At 35.8% G+C, this 22,890-nt stretch carries 20 protein-coding genes and 1 tRNA gene; 15 read left to right on the top strand and 6 right to left on the bottom strand.

What is annotated here, in order from left to right:
• The first annotated feature begins 304 nt into the window (after positions 1 to 304).
• Positions 305 to 472, top strand: a complete 168-nt coding sequence (locus QEN48_RS06405) for a hypothetical protein (protein WP_280108073.1) — start codon at positions 305 to 307, stop codon at positions 470 to 472.
• Positions 473 to 1,050: 578 nt separating this feature from the next.
• Here the strand turns inward: QEN48_RS06405 and QEN48_RS06400 are convergent.
• Positions 1,051 to 1,182, bottom strand: coding sequence for a hypothetical protein (locus QEN48_RS06400; protein WP_280108072.1), 132 nt, complete (start codon positions 1,180 to 1,182; stop codon positions 1,051 to 1,053).
• 163 nt (positions 1,183 to 1,345) lie between these two features.
• On the opposite strand from QEN48_RS06400, the gene QEN48_RS06395 reads away from it, so the two are divergent.
• The 3 genes from QEN48_RS06395 (at position 1,346) to QEN48_RS06385 (ending at position 3,772) form a co-directional block, all read left to right on the top strand.
• A complete protein-coding gene (locus QEN48_RS06395; protein ID WP_280108071.1) occupies positions 1,346 to 2,101 on the top strand; it encodes a hypothetical protein in 756 nt (251 codons plus the stop codon).
• Between the two features lie 319 nt (positions 2,102 to 2,420).
• On the top strand, positions 2,421 to 3,242 hold the full coding sequence (locus QEN48_RS06390; RefSeq protein ID WP_280108070.1) for a right-handed parallel beta-helix repeat-containing protein: 822 nt from the start codon (positions 2,421 to 2,423) through the stop codon (positions 3,240 to 3,242).
• Positions 3,243 to 3,409: 167 nt separating this feature from the next.
• A complete protein-coding gene (locus QEN48_RS06385; protein WP_280108069.1) occupies positions 3,410 to 3,772 on the top strand; it encodes a hypothetical protein in 363 nt (120 codons plus the stop codon).
• 13 nt (positions 3,773 to 3,785) lie between these two features.
• On the opposite strand, the gene QEN48_RS06380 is transcribed toward QEN48_RS06385, so the two are convergent.
• Both QEN48_RS06380 and QEN48_RS06375 read right to left on the bottom strand, forming a co-directional pair.
• Entirely contained in the window at positions 3,786 to 4,976 is a 1,191-nt protein-coding gene (locus QEN48_RS06380; protein ID WP_280108068.1) for a site-specific integrase, read from the bottom strand.
• A 241-nt stretch (positions 4,977 to 5,217) separates the two neighbouring features.
• A tRNA-Thr gene (locus tag QEN48_RS06375) sits at positions 5,218 to 5,303 on the bottom strand.
• Positions 5,304 to 5,675: 372 nt separating this feature from the next.
• Between QEN48_RS06375 and QEN48_RS06370 the strand changes: the two genes are divergently transcribed.
• The 9 genes from QEN48_RS06370 (at position 5,676) to QEN48_RS06330 (ending at position 18,064) form a co-directional block, all read left to right on the top strand.
• The gene (locus QEN48_RS06370; protein WP_280108067.1) at positions 5,676 to 5,924 is read left to right on the top strand and encodes a winged helix-turn-helix domain-containing protein; all 249 of its coding nucleotides are present in this window, start codon (positions 5,676 to 5,678) and stop codon (positions 5,922 to 5,924) included.
• Positions 5,925 to 7,084: 1,160 nt separating this feature from the next.
• Complete coding sequence (locus QEN48_RS06365) at positions 7,085 to 7,339, top strand: winged helix-turn-helix domain-containing protein (RefSeq protein WP_280108066.1); 255 nt, start codon at positions 7,085 to 7,087, stop codon at positions 7,337 to 7,339.
• A gap of 306 nt (positions 7,340 to 7,645) precedes the next feature.
• On the top strand, positions 7,646 to 8,389 hold the full coding sequence (locus QEN48_RS06360; RefSeq protein WP_280108065.1) for a TasA family protein: 744 nt from the start codon (positions 7,646 to 7,648) through the stop codon (positions 8,387 to 8,389).
• A gap of 124 nt (positions 8,390 to 8,513) precedes the next feature.
• The gene (locus QEN48_RS06355) at positions 8,514 to 9,932 is read left to right on the top strand and encodes a TasA family protein (RefSeq protein ID WP_280108064.1); all 1,419 of its coding nucleotides are present in this window, start codon (positions 8,514 to 8,516) and stop codon (positions 9,930 to 9,932) included.
• 311 nt (positions 9,933 to 10,243) lie between these two features.
• Positions 10,244 to 11,422 carry a TasA family protein gene (locus QEN48_RS06350; RefSeq protein WP_280108063.1) on the top strand — a complete coding sequence of 393 codons (1,179 nt, stop codon included), beginning with the start codon at positions 10,244 to 10,246 and terminating at the stop codon, positions 11,420 to 11,422.
• A gap of 230 nt (positions 11,423 to 11,652) precedes the next feature.
• Positions 11,653 to 12,177 carry a signal peptidase I gene (locus QEN48_RS06345; protein WP_280108062.1) on the top strand — a complete coding sequence of 175 codons (525 nt, stop codon included), beginning with the start codon at positions 11,653 to 11,655 and terminating at the stop codon, positions 12,175 to 12,177.
• A gap of 204 nt (positions 12,178 to 12,381) precedes the next feature.
• On the top strand, positions 12,382 to 15,387 hold the full coding sequence (locus QEN48_RS06340; protein WP_280108061.1) for a TasA family protein: 3,006 nt from the start codon (positions 12,382 to 12,384) through the stop codon (positions 15,385 to 15,387).
• Positions 15,388 to 15,569: 182 nt separating this feature from the next.
• Positions 15,570 to 17,228: a 2-oxoacid:acceptor oxidoreductase subunit alpha gene (locus QEN48_RS06335; protein WP_280108060.1), complete on the top strand. Its 1,659-nt coding sequence runs from the start codon at positions 15,570 to 15,572 to the stop codon at positions 17,226 to 17,228.
• Positions 17,225 to 18,064, top strand: coding sequence for a thiamine pyrophosphate-dependent enzyme (locus tag QEN48_RS06330; RefSeq protein WP_280108059.1), 840 nt, complete (start codon positions 17,225 to 17,227; stop codon positions 18,062 to 18,064). Before QEN48_RS06335 ends, QEN48_RS06330 begins: the two co-directional genes overlap by 4 nt.
• Before the next feature lie 203 nt (positions 18,065 to 18,267).
• On the opposite strand, the gene QEN48_RS06325 is transcribed toward QEN48_RS06330, so the two are convergent.
• Together QEN48_RS06325 and QEN48_RS06320 are read right to left on the bottom strand one after the other, a co-directional pair.
• Positions 18,268 to 18,897, bottom strand: coding sequence for a GNAT family N-acetyltransferase (locus QEN48_RS06325; protein ID WP_280108058.1), 630 nt, complete (start codon positions 18,895 to 18,897; stop codon positions 18,268 to 18,270).
• 86 nt (positions 18,898 to 18,983) lie between these two features.
• On the bottom strand, positions 18,984 to 20,147 hold the full coding sequence (locus QEN48_RS06320) for a cysteine desulfurase (protein WP_280108057.1): 1,164 nt from the start codon (positions 20,145 to 20,147) through the stop codon (positions 18,984 to 18,986).
• A 519-nt stretch (positions 20,148 to 20,666) separates the two neighbouring features.
• On the opposite strand from QEN48_RS06320, the gene QEN48_RS06315 reads away from it, so the two are divergent.
• Both QEN48_RS06315 and QEN48_RS06310 read left to right on the top strand, forming a co-directional pair.
• Positions 20,667 to 21,692, top strand: coding sequence for a type II glyceraldehyde-3-phosphate dehydrogenase (locus tag QEN48_RS06315; RefSeq protein WP_280108056.1), 1,026 nt, complete (start codon positions 20,667 to 20,669; stop codon positions 21,690 to 21,692).
• A gap of 217 nt (positions 21,693 to 21,909) precedes the next feature.
• Positions 21,910 to 22,107, top strand: a complete 198-nt coding sequence (locus QEN48_RS06310) for a hypothetical protein (protein ID WP_280108055.1) — start codon at positions 21,910 to 21,912, stop codon at positions 22,105 to 22,107.
• Positions 22,108 to 22,325: 218 nt separating this feature from the next.
• Here QEN48_RS06310 and QEN48_RS06305 read toward each other — a convergent pair whose 3' ends face one another.
• A complete protein-coding gene (locus QEN48_RS06305) occupies positions 22,326 to 22,868 on the bottom strand; it encodes a uracil-DNA glycosylase (RefSeq protein WP_280108054.1) in 543 nt (180 codons plus the stop codon).
• Between the last annotated feature and the right edge of the window lie 22 nt (positions 22,869 to 22,890).

The raw sequence follows: 22,890 nt of genomic DNA, 5'->3' as shown, positions 1-22,890 counted from the left end.
TAGGTGTTTATTTTTTAGTTGTTATGGGTAGTATGTTATTTTTAGTATATTTTTTTGTGTTGTTGTGGGATTTTAATTTGTGGTTGTAATTGTTTTGGTGGAGGAGTTTTTGGTTGTGGGCTATGGAGATTGATGCTTCGTGGTGGTTGTGGAGGAATTTTATTTTGTTGGTTTTGTATGGGTTATATTAATCTGTAGTTTGTAATGTTATGTATATAGGGGGATGTTATTTGTGGAGTCATTATCGGAGGAGTTTGAAGGTTTGTCGAAGGAAGAGAAGTTAGAGTTTGTAAAGGAGACTGTTATGCCGGCGATGTGTGAGATTTTTGCTGACCAACCGGAGTGGATGATGGAGGAGATGAGACCTTGTTGTAAGGATCTTATGCAACAACAGGATATAGAAATGATGGAGATGATGCAGATGATGGGGATGGATATGTCAGATATGATGAGAATGATGAATGACAAGTAAATTACATTATTCCCCATCTTAGAGAGGTTTTTTCCAAAACAGAGATTTCTAAATAACTTTAATAAAGAAGAAAAGAATTGCTTTCATTTTAAGAATTTCTTTTATTTTTAGGCACTACACTACCTAATTTTTATTTTCTTTGGAGTTTTTGGTTGTTTTTTGTTGTATGTTTTTGGATGTATGTGAAGGATAGTATGTTATTTTTTATGAGAATGTTTTTATAGTATTGGGTTATAGGTAGTTATCGATAGGTTATTTAAGGGGGGAGAGGGATTTTCTGGCTGGATCTCCAGAAGCTTTTCAATTCCTGGCATTATTCTCTCTCCTTTTTTAGCCTTATCAAAATCTATCTATAGCATTTTTTAGGCACTACCCCAACAACCCTCTATTTTTTATGTAATTTTTGGTAGGTTTTTGTTTGTTTTGTTGTGTAGTGCCTAATGTATGGTGTTTGTTCGGACTAAGATGGTGTAGAGTACAAGTGGTTTTTAGGTGGTTTATTTTTGTTTTTGTTTTTTGGTTGGGGGTTAGTCACTACTTTTTTGTAAACGGTGTTGTTGGTTTTGGTTGTTTGGTGGTTAATTGTTAAAACAGTTCATTATTGTGGTTTGGTTGGTTTTTTCTTTTATTTTTTGGAGTATTTGGAGGTATTCTTTGGTTTCTGGTTCGTCTTTACCTATCTTTAAGTTTTTAGGTGTTTTGTTTTTCATGTTGATTAGTTCTTTATCTTTAGTTATATCTATTAAGTCTTTGCTTGCGTATTTTAGCGATTATGTTAATTTTCTTGTTTTTTGTGGTTTTTGGTTCTGTTTGTTTATTTTTTGCATAATTTTGTTTGTTCTTTATTGGTTTTTGTTGTGTAGTGCCTAGTGTATGGTGTTTGTTAGAACTAAAACGATTCATGGTATTGATTATGCGTATTTGGTTAAATCCGTGAGGGAGGGTGAATCGGTTAGGCAGATTCATATCAAGTATTTGGGGCGGGCTGACCTCTATAATGAAAGGGAGCGAAAGGAGATTGTTGAGATGTATGAGTCAGGCGATTTATCTAAAGCCGAACATATGTCAAAAAAGAGGACTGCTGAAACAGAGGAAGGTGCAGAGGAGGTTCATGGTTTAAGTGGGTTGGATGTGGTTGAGGTTGAGGAGAGGTTGTTTGGGGTTTTTGATGAGTTTATTTATGGTAAGCCAACCGATTTTAGGGGTGTTTTTGATACGAATGAGGTGGAGGAGATTCATAGGGCTACTGGAGTTAAAGAGGAGTTTTTGGGTGGTTCGGAGATCGCTACCTTCAAGTCTTCAGGTGGTATGACCTGGCTTGAGATTAATCCGGAGGTTTGGGGTGGGTTGTCTGGGGAGCAGCAGGATTTGGTGTTGAGGCATGAGGCATTACATTTGGAGGTTAGTGGACATGGCCGTAGGTTTAAGAGGAGGGCTAGGGAGATTGGTGCTCCTCTTAGTTTGAAGGAGGTTTTGGGCGAACCTGTAGAATTGCAAGCAAAAACAAAGGATGAATGGCGATACAAGACAATTAAGAAGTTTGATAATCCAGAAGAAGCTCATAGGTATGTTGATGAGAACAAGGATAGGTTGTTGATGGAGTTTGATAAACTACGGCTAGAGAGATAACCCAGTTATTTTTTTATCTCAATTATTAGAGCTGGATGATTGTTTTTTATTGGGAGTTTGTAAGTCTTTTTTTGGGTTTTAGGCACTACAGATTAATTGAAAAAGTTATTATATTTTTTTTTAGTTACTACATTTCTTAGTTTATTTTTTTGTTTTTGATTTAGGGTTTTTTAGTTTTTGTTTGTTCTATGGTTGGGTTTTTGTATGTGGGGTTAATTGAAGATAGTGAGGTTTAGTTCCAAAGTTTTTTCAATCTGATATTATATTATTTTTGTATATGAAACGAAATTTAGTTATTGGTGTTTTTTTGGTGTTTTTAATGGTTGTTTCTGCGGGTGCTGTTGCTGCAATCCCAGCAGACAACTCACAAGCAAATGAAAATAACCAGGCACCAGATACACCAGATATGGATAAAGAAGCACCAGGCCAGTCAGACAGCCATCCGCTTGATGATCCTGAACATCCAGGTAATGTAAACCAGAACGCAACTGAAAACGTACCGGATCATGTTGATGTAGTTTTACCTTTCACTGTGGAGATAGAACCATCTGTAGTGAATGAAGACCAAGATGAAGAGTATGAGGGAATACAAGAAGCGTTAGATGAAGCTGAAGAAGGTGATGAGCTTACTGTTTATGGTGAACACAAAGAGGATGTAAGTATTGAAACTGATGAAATTACATTGACTGCAGCCACCACCCACGTCTCTTCTATTGAAGGAACCATTGATGTAAAAGCAAATGATGTAACAATCGAAGGATTAACAATAACAGCTGACGCTCCTGTAGTTGTTGAACCACAAGGAGAAGACATAACAATAGACAATAATATCATAGAAACAACCAAAGATTTTGATGACAATGCCTATCTTGCAATCGGTGAATGGTTTGGCACAGAGCTTTTCAGTGGTGACATAACAATAACCGACAACGAGCTTACAGGTGCAATAGGCTTCTATGTAAGTGAGGACAAGAATAGTGACTCAGAGATAGAAATAACTGACAACACTGTGAATGATGCTGGAGATGAAGCAATCTGGATTTGCAGTTTAGAAGATGATGAACCAAGTGAGGTAGTTGAAGACCTTACTGTTGAAGGCAACGATGTCGGCGAACTTGAGATAGACATAGAGAAATACTGAGAATTGGTATAGGGGTATGGGGGACCTTTGATTTGGTTTCCTTATTTCCTTTCTTTTTTATTTTTTTTGGTTTTTAGGCACTACTTTTTTAAGTTTGTTTTTTTATTAGTTTCGGGTATCTCTCTTGTTTGTTTTTATATGGGTTGTGGTTGTTATGTTGTTTTATTATGAAATCTATGTATTGTTGTAGGTATTGTGGTAGGTTGCAGGTTGTTTCTGTGTTTAGGGATGAGGTTAGGGAGTTGAAGAAGAGTGATTCGAATTTTAGGGTTGTTTATAGGGAGGATACTTGTGATTTGGTTTTTGAGGGTTTTGAGGTTGAGGAGTATTTTTGGGGTTTGTGTTGTGATTTGAGGGCTCGTTTTGGTAGTGAGGTTGAGATGGAGGGTTTGAATATGTATTTTGATTCGTTGGAGTGTGGGGAGGGTGTTGTTTTGTCTTTCCGTGAATGGGTTTTTAGTAATGGTGGTTATGAGAAGGATGGTGTTGTTTATCTTCCTGGAGAGGGAGAGGGTGGGGGAGAGGATTGAGGTTTTCCTCTCTTTATTTTTTTGTTAGTTGTTGGATTAGTTTTGGGTGTATTTTTCCGTTTTGTTCGTAGTTTTGTATCATTTGGATTAGTTCGTTTTTGTTGTTTTGTTGTTTTTGTTGTTTTTCTGCTTTTTCGAGTTTTTTTAGTGCTTCTTGGTTTAGTGCTTTTCCGCAGTAGTTGCAGGCGTTGGCGTTGTGGGGGTTGGTGTTTGTGCAGGTTGGGCATTTTTGTGGTGCTAGTTTTGATTTTTCTGTGTTGTTTTTGGTTTTGATTCCGTGGATTTGTGCGTATGCTCCGTCGATGTCTCTTCCGGATAGGTGGATGTATCTTGCTGGCATGTCGGATCCTTGTACCCATCCGAACCATTCGCACATTTGTGCGTCTGTGAATTTGTTTGCTAGGTATGTGGCTCTTGAATGTCGGAAGTGGTGTGGGTTTACTGGTTTGTTTATATCTGTTTTTTGTTTTGTTGTTTGTAGGCTTTTGGATAGGTTTCTGTAGGTGCATTTTTGGCCGTGGCGTGGGTTTCCTATGTTTACCCAGAGTGGTTGTTTGTTTTGTGGGTTTGGGTGTATATCTATCCAGGTTCTTAGGTGGGGTACTGTTTGTATTAGGGGGAGTCTTCTTTGGCCTGTTTTTCCGTCTATTGTTATTTTTTTGCCGTAGGGGTGTTCTTCTATGTGTCCTATTGTTAGGTCTATTAGTTCTCCGATTCTTGCTCCTGTTTCCCATAGTATGCTTATGAGTGCTTTTGTTCTGGGGTGTGTTGCTGCTTCTAGTAGTTTGTGGATGTCTTGTTCTGTGAGTATTTTTTCTGGTAGTTTTTTGGTTTTGTTGTATTTTAGTTCTATCCAGTTGACTGTGTCTGGGTAGTCTTCTTCGTTGTTGAGCCATTTGTAGAATCGTCTGATTATTACTTTGTATGTTCTTTTGGTTGATTCTGCGTAGTTTTTTGAGTTTATTTCTGCTACTAGGTCTTTTATGTCGTTTTTGGTTGCTTCATCGAAGTTTGTGTTCATTATTTCTCCGATTATTTTGGTTGTGTTGAGTAGTTTTAGGATTCTTGCTTCTGAGTAGTCCATTATTCGTAGGTCTCTGTAGAATTCTTGTATTAGTTCTTTGTTGTGTGGTGTCAGTTTTTCGTGTGTTTGGATGTTGTTTAGTTCGTTTTTTATGTCTCTTTTAAAGTTTTTAGTTGGCATTTCAAACCTCGGTGCCTTTTATTTGTTAAAAATAGAAGGATAGTGGTTTTTGTAAGGCATCTGTATTTTATCGATGGTTTGAACCTAACATTACTGTAGGGAGTTGTCCGAAAGTGTTGTTGTTTCTTTGTTTTTTGGCTGGTTTTTGGTGGTTTTGTTGGCTTTTTTCTTCAATCGGTGTTTTTGAGGAGGTATATAAGGTTTGTGGCTATAGAAGGAGGGATATGAACCTTAAAGATTAAGCCCTGGCCGAGATTCGAACCCGGGATCTCGTCCTTTTTGTCTGGAATACCAAGGACGCGCTTTGCCAAGCTAAGCCACCAGGGCACCGGAGTTTGATTTCAACCGTTATCTAAATAAATCTTTTGAACAAGAAGTCATCGATAGTATGTTTTAATTTACTGATAGTATGTTTTAATTTACTATATCATAATTGATGTTCTTGATACATAGTCGAGCGCATACCCCTGTTTTTAGGCGCGTAAGGATGTCAAGTTATAGTAATACTAAAATAGTAACAGTGATAAACTAGTAATTGTAGTAATTTAAATTAGTTAGAATCCATAAATTTAATTTGAGAGGTTTGCGAGGTGATTTATAACCAAACTGATGTATAAGCCGTTTTATTATATTTAAATTGATTTCGTTGTTTGAGTTTGTGTTTGTTTTTGAATAAAAAGAGATTTAGTTTGATTGAAGATGAAGAAGAGAAGTGAGTGGGATATATACTTGGATATACTTGAGTCGTTAAGTCAAAATGGGTCGATGAAGAAGACAACTGTAATGCATGATGTAAACATGAGCTGGAAACCATTTAATAATCATTTCAGTTATTTAACAGAAAAGGAATTTATCACAGAGAACAATAAAGAATATCATGTAACAGAAGAAGGTAAAAACCTCCTAAAAAACCTACGTGGCATTAAAAAGACACTTGAAAACCCGTAAACACCTATATACAGAATCAACAAGTCTTTAACTCATTTATTTGAAACCTGTATAGTTGTTGAATTTTATCATAAATCCCTTTGAGATGGAAGCGACAATCATCTTAATTCCATTTTAATTGTTTATGGTCCTTAGCTTGGCGTGTTACTAACCATTAAAATAAACCTATTTAATACAATATCTAAATTAATTTTAAAGAGATGGTATAGTATAATTTTATTAAGAAATTTATTAAATTAGGGAAATAGATGGGCAAGTGGTCTCTTTACAACCATTCTTTTTTCTTATTTATCTATAGTAAAACTGGATTTAAATTAATAGTTATAGCATCTCTAAGCATCTCTATTTCTTTATTTATTATTTTGGTTATTTTGTTTTGGTTGTATTGATGTTTTTCCAAGTTCTGTTGAACGTATTTTTTCACGATCTTCTTCGTTAATTTCTACTAAACCCATCTCAACCATGTTTTCAATTACTTTGTCGAAGCCTTCGTTTTCAACTTCAATGTTTTTTTTCAGTTCTCTATATTCATGCCATTCCTGATTATTTAGGAATGATAATATTTCATCAACAATTTTTAGACTAATTTTTATCCCCTCTAAGCACTCTTAACTTACATTATACAATAAATTTATCCAGAATATATATTAAATTCTTATAAATATTTTTATAAGATATTTTTATAAGATATTCTTTGGTTTAAATAATAAACCATATTTGTGTTTTCCATTTTTTCATATTGTTTTCTTTCATATTGCTATTCTATACCTCTAAATATGGTTGGAGGAGATATATCTATATCTGGTTTTCTTTAACGTTATAAATCAATTCATTAAATAAACGTCTTTAAAGTATTATTTAAAAAAAAGGTTTTAAAGAAACCTTATATAGTAATATCTATTTTTAACAATTTTATATAACCTAATACAGTTTCATAACTATTTATTAAAATATATTAGAAATTTAAATATAGATAAAATAATTCAACTATAACTTTAAAAATAAAAAACCACAGAACAAACCACAGAATCAATAAAAACAAAAAAAATAGAAAACTCAAGAATCAACAAGAACAATATAAACTTGTTAATCACTTTGTTTAACAGAAATACTGGAGTATAATACCCAAATTAAAAAATTAGAAAGTGAAAGGTATTCAAATGAAAAAAAGAAGTGATTGGGAAATATATCTAGAAATACTAGATACTCTTAAAAAAATGAAGTTACGTGAAGAAGAGATCTATAAAACCAACATAATGCACGAAGTAAACATGAACTGGAAATCCTTCGACAAACACTTCAAATATCTAGAACAAAAAAAATTCGTACAAAAAAACAACAAGGACTACAAAATAACCCAAGAAGGAAAAAAACTACACAACACCCTAAACAAACTCAACAACCTCCTAACCTAAAAAAACCACACAAAAACCAAAAAAAAACAAACATAACCACAGCAAACACAAAAATAAATACTTTAAATACTCTTTTTCTTAATAACCAAACCAAAAACAAACACACCATAAAAACAACCAACTACTTTCTTCATGAATTTTTAAGAAAATATTTTATAAACACATTATTAAACGAGATATTATCTTAAGATTTTATAAACAAGTTTTAAACAAACATAACTACTAAATACTTTTTTTACCCATTTCAGTGATTCATATCCTCTTATTAACAATAATAGCCGACTATAGGGATAAGGAGATTATATAATGATATCTAAAAAGGCTTTGTTCAGCGTATTGCTGATCGGCCTAATAGGAGTTGCTGCAGGAGCAGGAACCTTCGCGTATTTCAGTGACACTGAAATGGCTGAAGGAAACACCCTAACCGCAGGAACCATAGACATAGCAATAAACGACCAAAACCCATGGACAGAAACATTCCACTTCGATGACATGAAACCATGTGAAGAAACTAAATACGCCAACGTAACCATAACAAATGAAGGAACCAACGAAGCTAAAATATTCAAACAAATCGATGTAACCGACTACAACACCGGACTAGAAAGATTCGAATGCCCAGACCCAGAGTGTAATGAAATGTTCTCTTCTGAACCAGAATGGGATGCAGAAACAGAACTAGTTGAGGGAGAACGCATACTCAACAGAGTGGATGATATCCATAACGTAACCGACTACAGCCTAGAGATAATAGTTAACGAGGTAACAACCACTGTTTACGAGATAGGTGATGAAACAACTGTAGGAGATATCGATGGACAATGGATGTATCTAGGAATACTTGAACCAGGAGACAGCATGACAGTAAACCAAGACTACCATTTACAATCTGATGCTGGAAATGAGTACCAAGGAGACCAATTCACTTTTGACATGACATTCATGGCACTACAAACAAACGATAACACAACAATCCAAGATTACAACGACCTAACACCCGATAATGGAGATAACGGTAACGATAATGGAGATAACGGGACCCCTGAATAATTGGTTGATTGGGGACTGTTGATTAGATAATATGATTAAATAATAGGGCTTGGTTTTAATTGCAACAATTGTTTGTTGTTTTTTCTGAGTCCTATTATTGAAAAATAAAAAATATTGATATAAAATGAGTTTAAGTAAAGGGTTTTTGCTCGGTGTACTTGTCATTGGATTGATTTCAGCAACTGTTGGTTTCGGTACAATGGCATATTTTTCCGATGCAGAAACTGCAGAAGATAATACATTCATTGCGGGGACTATAGACATTGCAGTTGATGGAGAAAATCCATGGACTTCCAGTTATCAGCTTGATGATTTGAAGCCAAGTGAGGAATATCAGAAAGAGGCTAACTTCCGTGTGGATAATGTAGGGACAAATGAACTACGGCTTTGTAAAGTCGTTGATATAACAAACTACTCAACTGCCATGCATCCTGAATCCTCTTGGGATGAGGATCCAGAGGGAGTTATGAACAAGATAAGTCCGGCTATAGAGTACTGGCTAACAGTGGAGATATATGACGAAGATGATCAACTTATAGAAGAACGATTAGTGGTACCAGGATTAATGCTATTCGGTGTTGACGGTGAAGAAAACTACCTTGGTGTAGTGCCAGCTGGAGGATATGCATTAGTTAATCAGACATACCACATGATGAGTGAAACCACAAACTGGGCACAAGGAAAATCAATGGAATTCGACATTACATTCATAGCCCAACAAATAAACACTCCAGATAAATGTGGCGACTGCAGCAACATAGAAAGACTATATCTAGTACACAGTGGAACAAGTGCAGATCCAGTTGACGGGTCACAGCTATATGAAGTAGCACTAGACACAGAAGATAACAAGGCATACTTCAACTTGTTAGAACATGTAACCACACCTGGGTTTAACCAAGTTGACAGCCTTGGCTGCACAACTGACGGCCAAACCCTATACCTTTGGGACAAAGATGACGAAAAACTAGGAAAATACGACATATTCGCAGATGAATTCACTGATCTAGGTGGAATACCTGACGTATCGAACAATAATTTAGCTATAGTATTAGCTGCTGTATCACCAATAGACGGAAATCTATGGCTTGCAAGCCAAAATACAGATGAAGTGTTTGTTGTAGATGCAGACCAACAAGAACTTGTAGAAAACCTCGGAACAATAACATGGGATGACGTGACATTAAATTTACAAGGTGCTGATATAGTATTCGATGCCCTTGGAAACCTATATGTCTACACTAACGCTGAACAAGGAAAAGTATTCCAACTAGACCTTGACAATGGAGAACTTGTTGTAGAAGAAGTCTTTGAAATCGAAAATTTCGCACCAACACAAGTCTCTGGTATGGCTATAAGAGATGCAGGTAACGGACATCTAGTTGTTTCAGGTCATATGGAACCAATATACATCCTTAATTTAGAGGATAGCGAATTCAATGCATTGGATACTTACTTCGGAGCAAACCCATACTCAGCTGAGTTCATAGTTGGATTTGGAGACATGACTGTCGGTAACGTCTGCTTAACACCAGAAGAATAATTAAATGAAGGGTTTTTAGCCCTTCATATCTCTTTTTTATTAAATAATTCTTAAGTTATCATTTTAACTAGTCATTAATCATGTTTTCCAACTAATTTATTAAATAATTCTTAAGTTATCATTTTAACTAGTCATTAATCATGTTTTCCAACTAATTTTTCAACTAATGTTATATTACGATATTGTATTAAGCACTCTTTGATATATGTTTGAATATAATAATGTTTTTAAACATTTTTTTAACCTATTTCAGTGATTCATATCTCCTTAATTATCTAAATAGCTGACATTAAAGCTAAGGAGATTATATCATGATATCTAAAAAGGCTTTGTTCAGCGTATTGCTGATCGGCCTAATAGGAGTTGCTGCAGGAGCAGGAACCTTCGCGTATTTCAGTGACACTGAAATGGCTGAAGGAAACACCCTAACCGCAGGAACCATAGACATAGCAATAAACGACCAAAACCCATGGATGGAGTCATTTATTTTTGACGATATGAAACCATGTAAACAAGTAGAGTACATAAACTCTACGATAGAGAATGTAGGAACTAATCCAGCTAAAATCTTTAAAATGTTTTTAGTGACTGATTACAACACCGGACTAGATTATTTCACAGCACCAACATGCGACAACTGCGAAGACAGTGATGTAGATTGTGAATGGTGGTGTGGAGAACAGTTCTCTTCAGAACCTGAATGGACAGCAGAAAAAGAACTTGGAGAACGAGTTGACGACATACACAACGTAACTGACTACAGCCTGAAGATAATAACTGAGAACGGAGTCCCACCAGTAAATGACTATGAACCAATACCCAATGCTATAAGCCATATTGGAGTCCTTCTTGAAAACGATACAGGACACCAAGTAGTCATAAAAGTCGATGAATATGGAGTAGATGAATATGGTGAAGATCTAGATATTAAGGATCCATCTGATCCAAAAAGATTGTATTGTGCAATTGAAGCATGGTCTGTAGACAATATATCTGAAGGATATACTGTACAAGATTACATAATCAAAGCAGGCACTAACTTCTACTCACAAAACGGAACAGAACTTGTAGTAGTTGTCGATGATGGAGTTGGAGTTATAGAAAACTACCCATGGACAGAAAACACATTAAAATCACCTCAATACCAAGCTTTCACTGGAATTGATAAAATTGATTACTATGATCTTATAGCTGATTATGGTGAGTGTATCGGTGTGCCAGTGAATGGTGGTAATGGAGATGGTGTTTTTGTTAATGTGATTTACGAGCTTGGTGATGGAGTAACTGTTGGTGACATTGAGGGAGATTGGATGTACTTTGGTGTTTTAGAGCCTGGTGAAACAATGGAGATAATTCAGGATTACAAGCTTTCAGCTGATGCTGGAAATGAATACCAAGGAGACCAATTCAACTTTGAAGTCGTCTTTATGGCACTACAAACAAATGATGACACAACAATCTCTGAATACGTAGACTTAACGGTATACTGAAGATGTTGAAGAATGTATTTGCGCAGGCTTAGTGCCTGTGTTTTTTATTTTTTTTGTTTGGTGTGTTTGTTTGATGTTTTTTAGTGAGGTTTTTTTGGTTCATATTGTCTTATTGCTTTTTGTGTGGATTTATATGTATAGGAGATTGTTGAAATTGAGATTAGGAGTTTTTTTGTTGAATTTAATTTGGGTTTTTTTGGGTTTTGAGATTTTGTTAGGAGGTTTTGTTGTTGGATAGAAGTAAGTTATTGAAGGTTTTTTCGGTAGTTATTTTGGTTTGTTTGTTAGCTCCAGCTATTGTTTATGCTGTTCCTATGGTTGTGACTGGTGATCATTCTTTTATTGTTCTTTCTGACAGTATGGAGCCTACTCTTAGTCGTGGTGATATTGTTGTTGTAAAGGATGTGGCGCCTGAGAGTGTTGAGATTGGTGATGTGATTACTTTTAGTTTTGGTGAGGATAAGATTGTTACTCACAGGGTTGTTGATATTGAGGAGACTGAGGAACGATTGTTGTTTGTTACGAAGGGTGATGCTATGACTTCTGAGGACCTTAATCCAGTTCTTGAGGAAAATCTTATTGGTAGTATGTTGTTTTCAATTCCTTTCTATGGATATCTATTGTATTATGTGAACAGTATTTATGGCTTAGTTTTATTTATTATAGTTCCAGCTGTCCTTTTGGTTGGTATGGAGATAAGAGATATGGTTCGTTCAAAGAATAATGATGATGGAGTTGAAGTTAAAAAGGAGTAAAAACAAAAGGATTAAAAACCCCATTTCTCTATTTTTTCTGTCTTTTTTATGGTTTTTTATGTGTTTTTGTAACGTTTTTTATTAATCTTTTTTAGGTTAGTTTTTGTGTAACCATTGTTTTATATGTGTTTTTTTAATCTAATAACCATTCATATCTCCTTATTACGTTTTTAATCTAATTAGTAATTAGGTAGGCTTATTAAAATGATTTCAAAACGGGCTTTGTTCAGCGTATTGCTGATCGGCCTAATAGGAATAGCTGTTGGAACAGGAACATTCGCTTATTTCAGTGATACTGAGCAGGCGGATGGAATGTTCCAAGCAGGAACGATAGACATAGCAGTTAATGACATGAATCCTTGGGTTGGTAATTTTACTTTCAGTGATATGAAGCCCTGTAAGACAACTGGATATGCAGATTTAGAGATAAATAATGTTGGTACAAACCCGGCTAAGATCTTTAAGTTTGTTGAGGTAACCGATTATAATACAGGTCTTATGTATTTCCAATGTCCATACTCCGGTGAGAATTTCTCTTCATCAGCTGAATGGAAACAGGAAGTAACGTTGTTCTATAATGAAACAACAGGCATAGTTGAAGATTGGGAAATCAATCGAATAGATGATATCCACAACGTCACTATGTATACCATTGAATTAGATGGTGAACAGAAAGACATTGGTTCTTTGTTGGATGTTGGTGATGAATCGATCGGTGTAACCGTTGGTGATATATCTGGAGTGTATATGTATTTAGGTACACTTGACCCAGGTCATACAATGAATGTTGACCAGTCGTACAAACTCTTTAGTGATGCAGGTAATGAGTACCAAGGAGATGAATTCAGTTTTAACATAGAGTTCCTTGCCTTACAAACAAACGACAATGAAACAATAACAAATTACATCGATTTAAAGAATGCCGAAGTAGTGGAGAAAGACCCAGAAATAATACCATCAGACCCTGAAACTGAAATAAACTTTACATTATCAATAGATGAACTAACAAACAATAGCTTAAATCTCTGTCTAACTAATCTTGGAGATCAAATTCCTGATAATGCATTGGTAAACATCACAGTAATAGGAGAATGGGGAGAAGCCGAACACCAAACCAATATCTCGGTTTTAACAGGTAATGGAGACCTAAATATAGACCAAACAGTTTGCCATACACTTTATAAAGAAAACTTCTCAATCGATTCAGAATACAACCTCACAACAGACATAACCAAGATAACAGTTGAAATAATGGGTATAGTAATTACTTACACAGACTTCGAACAAACAACTGGAGAACCAGCGGATTGGAACTTAACTATAATCGATTGTAACAAAACAGATCTTGGATTCGACATAGAGTTAAAACACGATAAACAAACACCACTACCAAAAGAAACATTAGTCAACATAACAGTAACTAACGGATTCGAAAAAACAAATCAAACAACAATAGCAGAAATAAACGACGGCAATGAATGGACAGGTCAAGAAATCAAATTCAACATCTCACGTAACGCTTTTGAACTAAATCCTAACCAACTTGATAACGTATCGAAACTCGATATCGAGATTATGGGTGTAAACTCAACCATAAAATTCATCACTGATGACAATGAAACCAGCGAGCTAGAATGGAAACTAGAGATCCTTGAGGCAGAATCAACTGATGAAAACATAGAATTCAAGATAACACACAACAGAGAAACACCAATAAACAAAAATGAAACAGTAAAAATAACAATCACAGATGGATGGGGAACCAAAGAGAACCAAACAACAATAGAAGACATACACAATGAAGATTGGAACAAAAACATAAATATAACACACACACTACACAAAACAGATTTCGATTTAACTGAAAACCTCAACAACACAAAAACACTAACAATCGAACTAATGAACAAAAACGCAACCCACGCCTTCCAAGATCAACAAGAAACTAATGATGATGAATCAAATGAAAATGACACTGAAGATAAAGAATCGACCCCAACTACTCCAAGTACTCCAAGTACTCCAAGTACTCCAAGTACTCCAAGTGTTCCGGTGGATTCTGGTGATGGGGAGTTTGATTTGGCTGACTTCAATTTAAGTGTTGAGTTCGGTATAGCAGTTTTTGATTTGGATGGTGAGTTGTTTGGTGAGTTTAGTTGTGTTGATGAGTTTGTTGCAACTGCTGGGTTGGATAGAGAGTATTATGTAACTCTTTTTGTTTTCGATGAAGATGGAGAGCCTTTTGCAGATGGTTCTGTATGGCTTTTAGATGAATCTGGCGAACAATTGAGTTATAATATGGTTGGTGAGTGGAGTGATCAAAGCGATGTACGTGCGTTAGAGTTGAATGAGAGTGGTTTAACGCAGTTTGTATTTACACCAAGTCAACCTACTGAGGTTAGTTGGTTGATAGGCCATGATAACAGTAAAAACGGTGATAAGGTGTTAGTAGATGACCCATGTTTAGTTGCTGAAAACCCAGGGATAGAGATAATCGATGAAGAAAGAGATTTAAGTTCAGTTGTTTTAGATGGCGAACTTAGTCATGACTTGATAAATGATGTCGTTAACAAACTAAGGTTTAGTTTAGTTACTGCTGACGAGAGAGACATGGCTTTAGATAACATGAAGATAGTTGTAACCGGCTTGATAAACGATGAAACTGTATATACCACCACTAGTCTAATGAATGATGTACAAACTGGTTTAATAGAGATAATGCCAACAGATGTTGGTGATGAAGTTGCAGAAATCTATGTTGGCAACAAAGATTCTGAGTTGTCAGAGATACTAGCTGGAATATCTGTTGGATACTTCAATTCAATTGAACTTGAAGTGATCAACAAAGACCTGGAGCTAACCGTTGATACAATTGATGGTTTGTTTGTCGGTGAAGAAATCAATTTCAATGTAACAATAGATGGAGAGCCAGTGCAAGATGCCTTGGTATACAACAACGGTAATAATGCAACAACTAACCTAGATGGAGCTGCATCACTAATATTTGATGAGCCTGGAACATACCAAATAAATGTTTCAAAAGACGGTGAGTTCAACAATGGTGTGCAAACTCTCTACAACGAAGCATCGATAGAAATTGAAGTTATAGAGCAAGATAGAATGAGCGCCTTAATACTAGCAATACCATTATTAATAGGACTTCTCCTATTGGTTTTAGGAATAGTTAGAAGGCGTAAAGTTAAGGGATAAGCCTACTTAAGGCCCCTACCCCACTTATAGGGTGGGGGCTCCATCCCCCCATATAAAAACTTTAAAACCAATTGTAAAAACAAAAAAATATCTAATTTTCTGTATCTACTTTTCTGTTTTTTTTGGTTTGAATGTTATTTTTTTAGGTAAGGCTTTTATTGTTTTGTTATATATTGTTTTTTATGGTTGATTTGTCTGTTGTTTTGGGTGGTAAGGCGGGTCAGGGTGTTATGGCTGCCGCTGGTATTTATGGTCGGCTGGCTGGGCGTTCTGGATATGATGTGTTTATAAGGAATGATTATCCTTCTTTGATTCGTGGTGGCCATAATTTTTGTGAGATAAGAATTTCTAGTGATGTTGTCTACAGTAGTTATGGCGATGTTGATATATTGGTTTGTCTTGATGAAAATACGTATGATGAGCATGTTGATGCTGTTGGTGATGGTGTTGTGGTTGTTGATGGTGATTTTGGTTTAGAGGGTTTAGAGGTTCCGGTTTCTAGTTGGGTTGAGGAGTTGGATGCTCCTGATATTGTGCTTAACACTGGTTTTGTCGGTGTATTGGCTTATCTTACTGGGTTTGGTTTTGATGGGTTGGTTGGTGTTTTAAGGGATGTTTATGGTGATCGTGCAGAGGTGAATGTTGAGATTGCTGATAAGGCTTTCAGTTATTGTCGAGATAACTTTGAGAAATTTGTTGATTTTAGGGATGTTGGTGGTGCTAGACCTTTTTTAAGTGGTAATGAAGCTGTTTCTCTAGGAGCTGTTTCTGCTGGCCTTGATTTGTATATTGGTTATCCTATGACTCCGACTACATCTATTTTACATTTCTTGGGTGAGCATAAAGATAGGTTAGGGGTTGAGGTTGTTCAGCCAGAGAATGAGATTGGGGTGATTAACGCTGCTTTGGGAGCTTCTTATGCTGGAGCCAGGTCTATGGCTGCTACTTCAGGAGGTGGTTTTGATTTAATGCATGAAGGAATATCGCTTGCGGGTATCAGTGAAACTCCTGTCTTAGTTGTTGAAGGTCAGAGGGCTGGACCTGGTACTGGTGTACCGACTTATAGTTCTCAAGCCGACCTACTATCTGTGGTTAATGCGGCCCATGGAGAGTTTCCTAGAATTGTCTTAGCTCCTGGTGACCTTAAAGAATGTTTTTATTTAGCTGGGGTTGGATTGAATCTGGCCTGGAGACATCAGACACCGGTAACGTTATTGATGGATAGTTTGTTATGTGAGAGTAAAGCTACCTGTGAACTACCTCTTGAATCTATTGAAGAGGAACCAGCTGTTTTAAGTGAAACGGATAATGGTTATTCTCGTTATAGAGATACTGAGTCTGGTGTCTCTCCACTACGTTTCCCTGGAGAAGAAGATGTTGTTGTGAAAAACTCTAGCTATGAACACGATATATCTGGAATCACCACAGAAGAAATTGATATGGTTAGTTTGATGCAGGATAAAAGGCTTCGTAAATATAAAGGAATTCGTGAAGACCTTTCCGGTGAATTAGCTGTTAATGTGTATGGAGATTCAGATATAGGAATTTTAACTTGGGGTAGTACCAAAGGAAGCGTTCTTGAGGCACGTCGTATCCTTGATGAAGAGATAACTGTTGTTCAGCCATTAGTTATGAAGCCCTTTCCTAAGAAAGAATTAAACAAGATATGCAGTAGTTTTAGCTGTATAGGATCTGTCGAAGCTAACTCTACCGGCCAGCTTGCAACTCTTTTTACCGATAAAACAGATAATGAGATCGATGAAAAGTTTTTAAAGTATGACATGAGGCCTTTCAGGCCAAATCAATTGGCTAGCGAGATAGAAGAGAGGTGTTTAGATTGAGTTTTGATTTAGAGACAGATGCAACCAATACTTGGTGTCCAGGCTGTGGTAATTTTAGTGTACTGAGAGGAATTAAAGAAGGTTTAGGAGACCTATTCAATAAAGATTATATGAAAAAAGACATCGTTATTTCAGCTGGTATCGGTTGTCACGCCAAGATATTTGATTATCTCGATCTAAATGGTTTTTATGGATTACATGGACGAGTCCCACCAGTTTTAATGGGTGTCAAGATAGCTAACCCAGACCTAACTGTAATTGGGTTTGCTGGAGATGGCGATATACTTAACGAGGGAGTTAGCCATCTTATCCATGCTGCAAAAAGAAATCTCGACGCAACCATAATAATACATAACAACCGTGTATACGCCCTAACCACCGGCCAGTTTAGCCCCACATCACCAAAAGGATTTAAAGGCAAATCCACGCCAGAAGGCTCTCCTGAAGAACCGTTAAACCCACTACACCTACTAATAGGATCCAACGCCTCCTTCATAGCAAGATGCTATTCAGGAGAAAGAAAACACTTTAAAGAGACCTTTAAAAAAGCAGTGAGACACAAAGGATTCTCTGTAATCGAGATGCTGCAACCATGCGTAGCCTTCTACAACACATGGGACTACTACAACGATAGAGTAGTAAAACTAACCGAATCAGACCACGACCCAACAAATAAACAACTTGCCTGGAAAGAAGCAACCTACCAAGAAGACAGAATACCAATCGGCATATTCTACAAAGAACAAAGAAAAACATTTACCGAAAACCTCACAGGCCCAAAACCAACAGACAAAAAACAAAGAGACATAAAAAAACTATTAAAAAAACTATCATAAAAACAAAAAACCCCCTCTCCAATACCAACCTTTAAAACCCTTTTTACTTTAGTTTTGGAATGGAGGGTATATCTAATTAGTTTTTTATCTTAATTCAGGCTTTAATACCTATTTTATTTAGCGATTGAAGGGTTCTATTTTTTTATATGGCTGGGTTTTGGTTTGGAGGTTGGGTTATTTTTTTGTTTGGTATTTAGTGGTTTTTATTGGTTTTTTATGTTTTTTGTCATTTTGATTATTTTTATTCCATCTGCTTGGATTTTGTTTTTCTCTTTGTATCCTTTTTTGTGGTATAGGTTTATTGCTGGATGGTTTTTTCCGTGTACGCATAGGCTGGATTTTTTGTATCCTTTTTGTTTTGCTGTTTTTTCGTGGTGTTTTAGTAGTTTTTCTGCAATTCCTTTTCTTCTGTGTTTTGGGTGGACTGATAGGCAGGCTATATACATTTCGTCTTTTTTTGTTTCTTCGAAGGAGGCCATTTGGCTTATCTGTTTGAGGTATATGTAGATTGTTCGGATTAATTGGATTGGGTTTTTTGTTAATATGAGATGTAGGAATGTGTATCGGTTTTTTTGAGATAGTTTATCTCCTTGGAATGAGATTAAGACACCTGCTGTTTCATTGTTTATTTCAGCAATATAGGTATCTTGGTATGTTACGCGGTTTTTGGTTTTTTTAAATAATTTTTTTAGTGTTTTAATACGTTCTTCATGGTTTTTTCCTAATAACTCTCTTTCGGTATCGAATGCATTAAGAATTAAGGGAGCTGTTTCTTCAGCATCGTTAGGGACAGCTTCACGAATCTTTATTCTACGGTTTTTATTGTTTGTCATTAGATATCACTAGAACCATTTTTGGTTCCCTTAAAAAACATTGAAACATCTTTAATTAAAATTTTTTTATGGTTTTTTTGTTTTTGTTAGATGAGTTTTTTTAGTTCTTTGCAGAGTGTTTTTATTTCTTTTTGGGTGTTGTAGATGTAGTGAGAGGTTCTTATTACTTTGTCGTAGTTGTAGTGTTCTACTAATGGTTGGGAGCAATGGTTTCCGGACCTTACTATTATGTTTTTTTGGTCTAGTTGTAAAGCGATTTTGTGAGGGTCTTTTCCTTTTATTGTGAATGATATTACACCTGTTCTGTCTATATCTGGGTTTAGTATATTTAAGCCATCTAAGTTCCGTAGTTCGTCAATCAATGTTTTATTTAGTTTTTCTTCATGTTTTCTTATGTTTTTAAGTCCAATTTCGTTGAGGATTTGGATTGCTTTTGTTAGTCCTATGGCGCCAGCTATGTTCGGTGTACCTGCCTCTAATCTATGGTAACCTTTTTTTAGTGTGTATCCAGTTTTTGTGACATTAGATACATTTCCACCACCCACCATTAAAGGTTTGAGTTTCTCTTGATGTTTTTGTTTACAGTATAAAGCTCCAATTCCTGTTGGCCCTAACATTTTGTGGCCTGAAAAACTATAGAAATCGCAGCCTATTTTTTGTACATCTATTGGTAGGTGTGGGGTTGATTGGGCTCCATCAACCAAATATAATATATCGTTTTCTCTACAGATCTTACCTATTTCTATCACTGGATTTATGGTGCCTAACACATTTGATGCATGACAAATAGCTATCAAACGTGTTTCTGAAGTTATTTTATTTTTTAATTCATTTAGGTCGATCTGGCCATTTTTAATGCCAATAACGTCAACTTTAACTCCTTTTTCCCTAAGCCGTAACCAAGGAACAAAATTTGAATGATGCTCCATAACTGTCGTTATAACATGATCATTTTTACTCCAATCTAATCCAAACGCAACCTGATTTATCGCTTCAGTTGTGTTTTTTGTAAGAACCACCTCTTTGCCACTACAACCAATCAATTCTCCAATCTTTTTATGCGTATCTCCATATCGATGTGAAGCCAATTTAGATAGATGATGCACACCACGATCAATATTAGCACAATATTTATTGTAATAATCATTCATCTCCTCTAAAACAGAGGTTGGAGTCAAACTGGTTGCAGCACTATCCAGATACACCACATCACTCGTCAATGGAAATAAACTTCTAAACTCATCATTCATACTTAAACCCAAAACCAGGTATTTCTAAAGAAAATTACTTCTTAAACTATTTAGACTCATCCCCCAACTAAATACATGTGACATCCCTTCTCCAGTCTGAAGAGAGGGAGATTTATAGGGTCTGAGTTAAGATAACATCAAGAAAACTAATTGCCAAAAAAACAAAAAACTAACCATTCCAACCGGAAATATTTATAAATTAAATTTTTATGGTAGTTAAGCCGAACATATAACTATTTTTTATTTTGATAGATTTTGTTGGCGACATTCACTTCTCCCTAATAAGAAGTGGTGTATAAGGCCTGAAAAAGGATAGAGATATTCTATATCCCAGTAGGTTGGGGGGATAAAACTTTATTTATTCATGGTGAGAGTTTTTTAGATTGAGATAGTGTGGACTGGGTAATCTAAATATGTTTTATTATTTCAACGGTCGGGGAGGTTGGTTTGATAAAGAGTTAAATTGGTGTAGAAAAGATATTTTGATGATGATTTTTGTTTATATTTTGGAGGTTTTTTATGAATTGTAAAGTTGGAATAAATGGTTTTGGAACTATTGGTAAGAGAATTGCAGATGCTGTAGCCCTTCAAGATGATATGGAGGTTGTTGGTGTTTCGAAGACTTCTCCTAACTATGAAAGTAAGTTGGCGTTGGATCGTGGTTATCCTCTTTATTGTGCGGTTTCTGAGAGGTTGCCTAATTTTAGGGAGAAGGGTATGGATGTCAAGGGCGGTTTAGAGGAATTAATAGAACAATCTGATATAATTGTTGATTGTACACCTGGTGGTGTTGGAGCTAAAAACAGTGAGTTATATCAAGAAATGGATGTTAAAGCGATATACCAGGGTGGAGAAGACCATGAGGTAGCTGGTTTTTCATTCAATTCATTGGTGAATTATATAGATGCATATGGACGAGATGAAACACGTGTTGTTTCTTGTAACACGACGGCTTTATGCAGAACACTCTACCCAATAAAAAGAGAGTTTGGTATAGATAAGGTAAGAGCGACAATGATACGTCGTGGCGGCGATCCAAAACAGGATGAACGTGGACCAATAAACGCTATCAAACCAAAAATGAAAGTACCTAGCCACCATGGCCCAGATGTAATGACAGTTATACCAGATCTAGATATAGACACAACGGCTGTTAAAGTTCCTACAACAATAATGCATTTCCATTCAATAAACGTTGAGTTATCCGAAACCGATGTAAAACCTAATGATATAATTGAGGTGTTAGAGGAAACACCTAGAGTTACTTTTGTGGATGAAGATATTGGTGTTAAGTCAACTGCCCAAATAATCGAGCTTGCCCGAGATGCAGGAAGACCTAGAAATGATGTATGGGAGATACCTGTCTGGCGTGACTCAGTAGTTATCAAAGACAATGAATTGTATTACTTCCAGGCTGTACACCAAGAATCCGATGTTGTACCTGAAAACATCGATGCAATAAGAGCAATGATGGAACTAGAGAAGGACTCAACTAAATCGATAGAAAAAACCGACAAAACACTAAACCTAAACCAAATGTTATAACCTGACCTCTTCACCTACAAAACCTAATGGTTTGTAGGGTGGGAGTTCTTGAGAAAGATTTTAAAGCTTTCTCAACCACCCTAATTTTTTTTAATCAATCTAAAGGCTATAGATAACTATAAATACCAATTAATTAAATAGATACCTATAATAATAGGTTTAAATCAAGGTAATTTAATATGTATATAAAGATTGAGATATTTGAGGAGGTAGTTTTTTGATAGATTTATTGTCTCTGGTAGGTGGATTGGTTGCTTTGTTGTTTTCTGCATTAATTTTTGCAGATGGAGTATTTGGGTATATGGGGTCAGGGTTTTTGTTTAAGGATGTCAACGATATATTTAAGATATTTGTTGGATTTATTTTTTTAATTTTGATAGCACAAAACTATTTTGCAATCACAATCGGTTTCTAAAAAAAGGTTTTTATGAGGATTTAGAGGGTGATTATGGGTTTATAGTTATTTGATAAATCCTTTGTTACTTGTTTGTCTTGATGTGCTTGCTTCTTGAGGGGGTGTTGGGTTTGATTTTTGGATGAAATGATGGGTTTGTCTCTGGAAATATGTAGTTAGAGTTAAAATAAGTGTTATGTTGGTTTGTGGGGTTTGTTGTTATGGCTGTTTTGGTGTTTTTATTTTCCTAGTGTTTGTATTTGGGTGAATTTTTTTAGGTCTTCTTGGATTGTTTGTTTTAGGTTTTTGTTGTATATTGTTGCTGCTGGGTGGTATGTTATGTATGTTTTCTTTTTTCCGTATTCTTTTTTTGTTCTTAGGAATGTTCCGTGTTTGTTTTTGAGTGTTATTTTTTGGCCTGTTATTCTTTGTGAGGCGATTCTTCCTAGGCAGATTATGTATGTGGGGTTGATTTGTTTGATTTGTTTTTTTAGGTGTTGTTTGCAGGCTTCCATTTCTTTTTTTTTGGGGTCTCTGTTTTTGGGTGGTCGGCATTTGATGATGTTGGTTATGTAGGTGTTTTTTCTTTGTATTCCTGTGTTTTTGAGTGTTTGGTTTAGTATTTTGCCTGCTTTGCCTACGAATGGTTTGCCTTTTTTGTCTTCTTGTTTTCCTGGTGCTTCGCCTATGATCATTATTTCGGCGTTTTTGGGGCCTTGGCCGGTTACTATGTTTGTTCTGTTTTTGGATAGCTGGCATTTTTGGCAGTTTTTTATCTGCATGTTTTAGGCCCAGTTTTTTTGT

The organism is Methanonatronarchaeum sp. AMET-Sl, from assembly GCF_029854155.1.
In the GTDB taxonomy this organism is placed as follows: domain Archaea; phylum Halobacteriota; class Methanonatronarchaeia; order Methanonatronarchaeales; family Methanonatronarchaeaceae; genus Methanonatronarchaeum.
Note: the sequence above shows the minus strand (reverse complement) of the source record. Positions and strands in the feature narration are given on the sequence as shown.

Bases quoted from the DNA above. Each gene is read 5' to 3' on its own strand.
- QEN48_RS06405 (WP_280108073.1), top strand. From the start codon at position 305: ATGCCGGCGATGTGTGAGATTTTTGCTGACCAACCGGAGTGGATGATG.
- QEN48_RS06400 (WP_280108072.1), bottom strand. From the start codon at position 1,182: ATGAAAAACAAAACACCTAAAAACTTAAAGATAGGTAAAGACGAACCA.
- QEN48_RS06395 (WP_280108071.1), top strand. From the start codon at position 1,346: ATGGTGTTTGTTAGAACTAAAACGATTCATGGTATTGATTATGCGTAT.
- QEN48_RS06390 (WP_280108070.1), top strand. From the start codon at position 2,421: ATGGTTGTTTCTGCGGGTGCTGTTGCTGCAATCCCAGCAGACAACTCA.
- QEN48_RS06385 (WP_280108069.1), top strand. From the start codon at position 3,410: ATGAAATCTATGTATTGTTGTAGGTATTGTGGTAGGTTGCAGGTTGTT.
- QEN48_RS06380 (WP_280108068.1), bottom strand. From the start codon at position 4,976: ATGCCAACTAAAAACTTTAAAAGAGACATAAAAAACGAACTAAACAAC.
- QEN48_RS06370 (WP_280108067.1), top strand. From the start codon at position 5,676: ATGAAGAAGAGAAGTGAGTGGGATATATACTTGGATATACTTGAGTCG.
- QEN48_RS06365 (WP_280108066.1), top strand. From the start codon at position 7,085: ATGAAAAAAAGAAGTGATTGGGAAATATATCTAGAAATACTAGATACT.
- QEN48_RS06360 (WP_280108065.1), top strand. From the start codon at position 7,646: ATGATATCTAAAAAGGCTTTGTTCAGCGTATTGCTGATCGGCCTAATA.
- QEN48_RS06355 (WP_280108064.1), top strand. From the start codon at position 8,514: ATGAGTTTAAGTAAAGGGTTTTTGCTCGGTGTACTTGTCATTGGATTG.
- QEN48_RS06350 (WP_280108063.1), top strand. From the start codon at position 10,244: ATGATATCTAAAAAGGCTTTGTTCAGCGTATTGCTGATCGGCCTAATA.
- QEN48_RS06340 (WP_280108061.1), top strand. From the start codon at position 12,382: ATGATTTCAAAACGGGCTTTGTTCAGCGTATTGCTGATCGGCCTAATA.
- QEN48_RS06335 (WP_280108060.1), top strand. From the start codon at position 15,570: ATGGTTGATTTGTCTGTTGTTTTGGGTGGTAAGGCGGGTCAGGGTGTT.
- QEN48_RS06325 (WP_280108058.1), bottom strand. From the start codon at position 18,897: ATGACAAACAATAAAAACCGTAGAATAAAGATTCGTGAAGCTGTCCCT.
- QEN48_RS06320 (WP_280108057.1), bottom strand. From the start codon at position 20,147: ATGAATGATGAGTTTAGAAGTTTATTTCCATTGACGAGTGATGTGGTG.
- QEN48_RS06315 (WP_280108056.1), top strand. From the start codon at position 20,667: ATGAATTGTAAAGTTGGAATAAATGGTTTTGGAACTATTGGTAAGAGA.
- QEN48_RS06305 (WP_280108054.1), bottom strand. From the start codon at position 22,868: ATGCAGATAAAAAACTGCCAAAAATGCCAGCTATCCAAAAACAGAACA.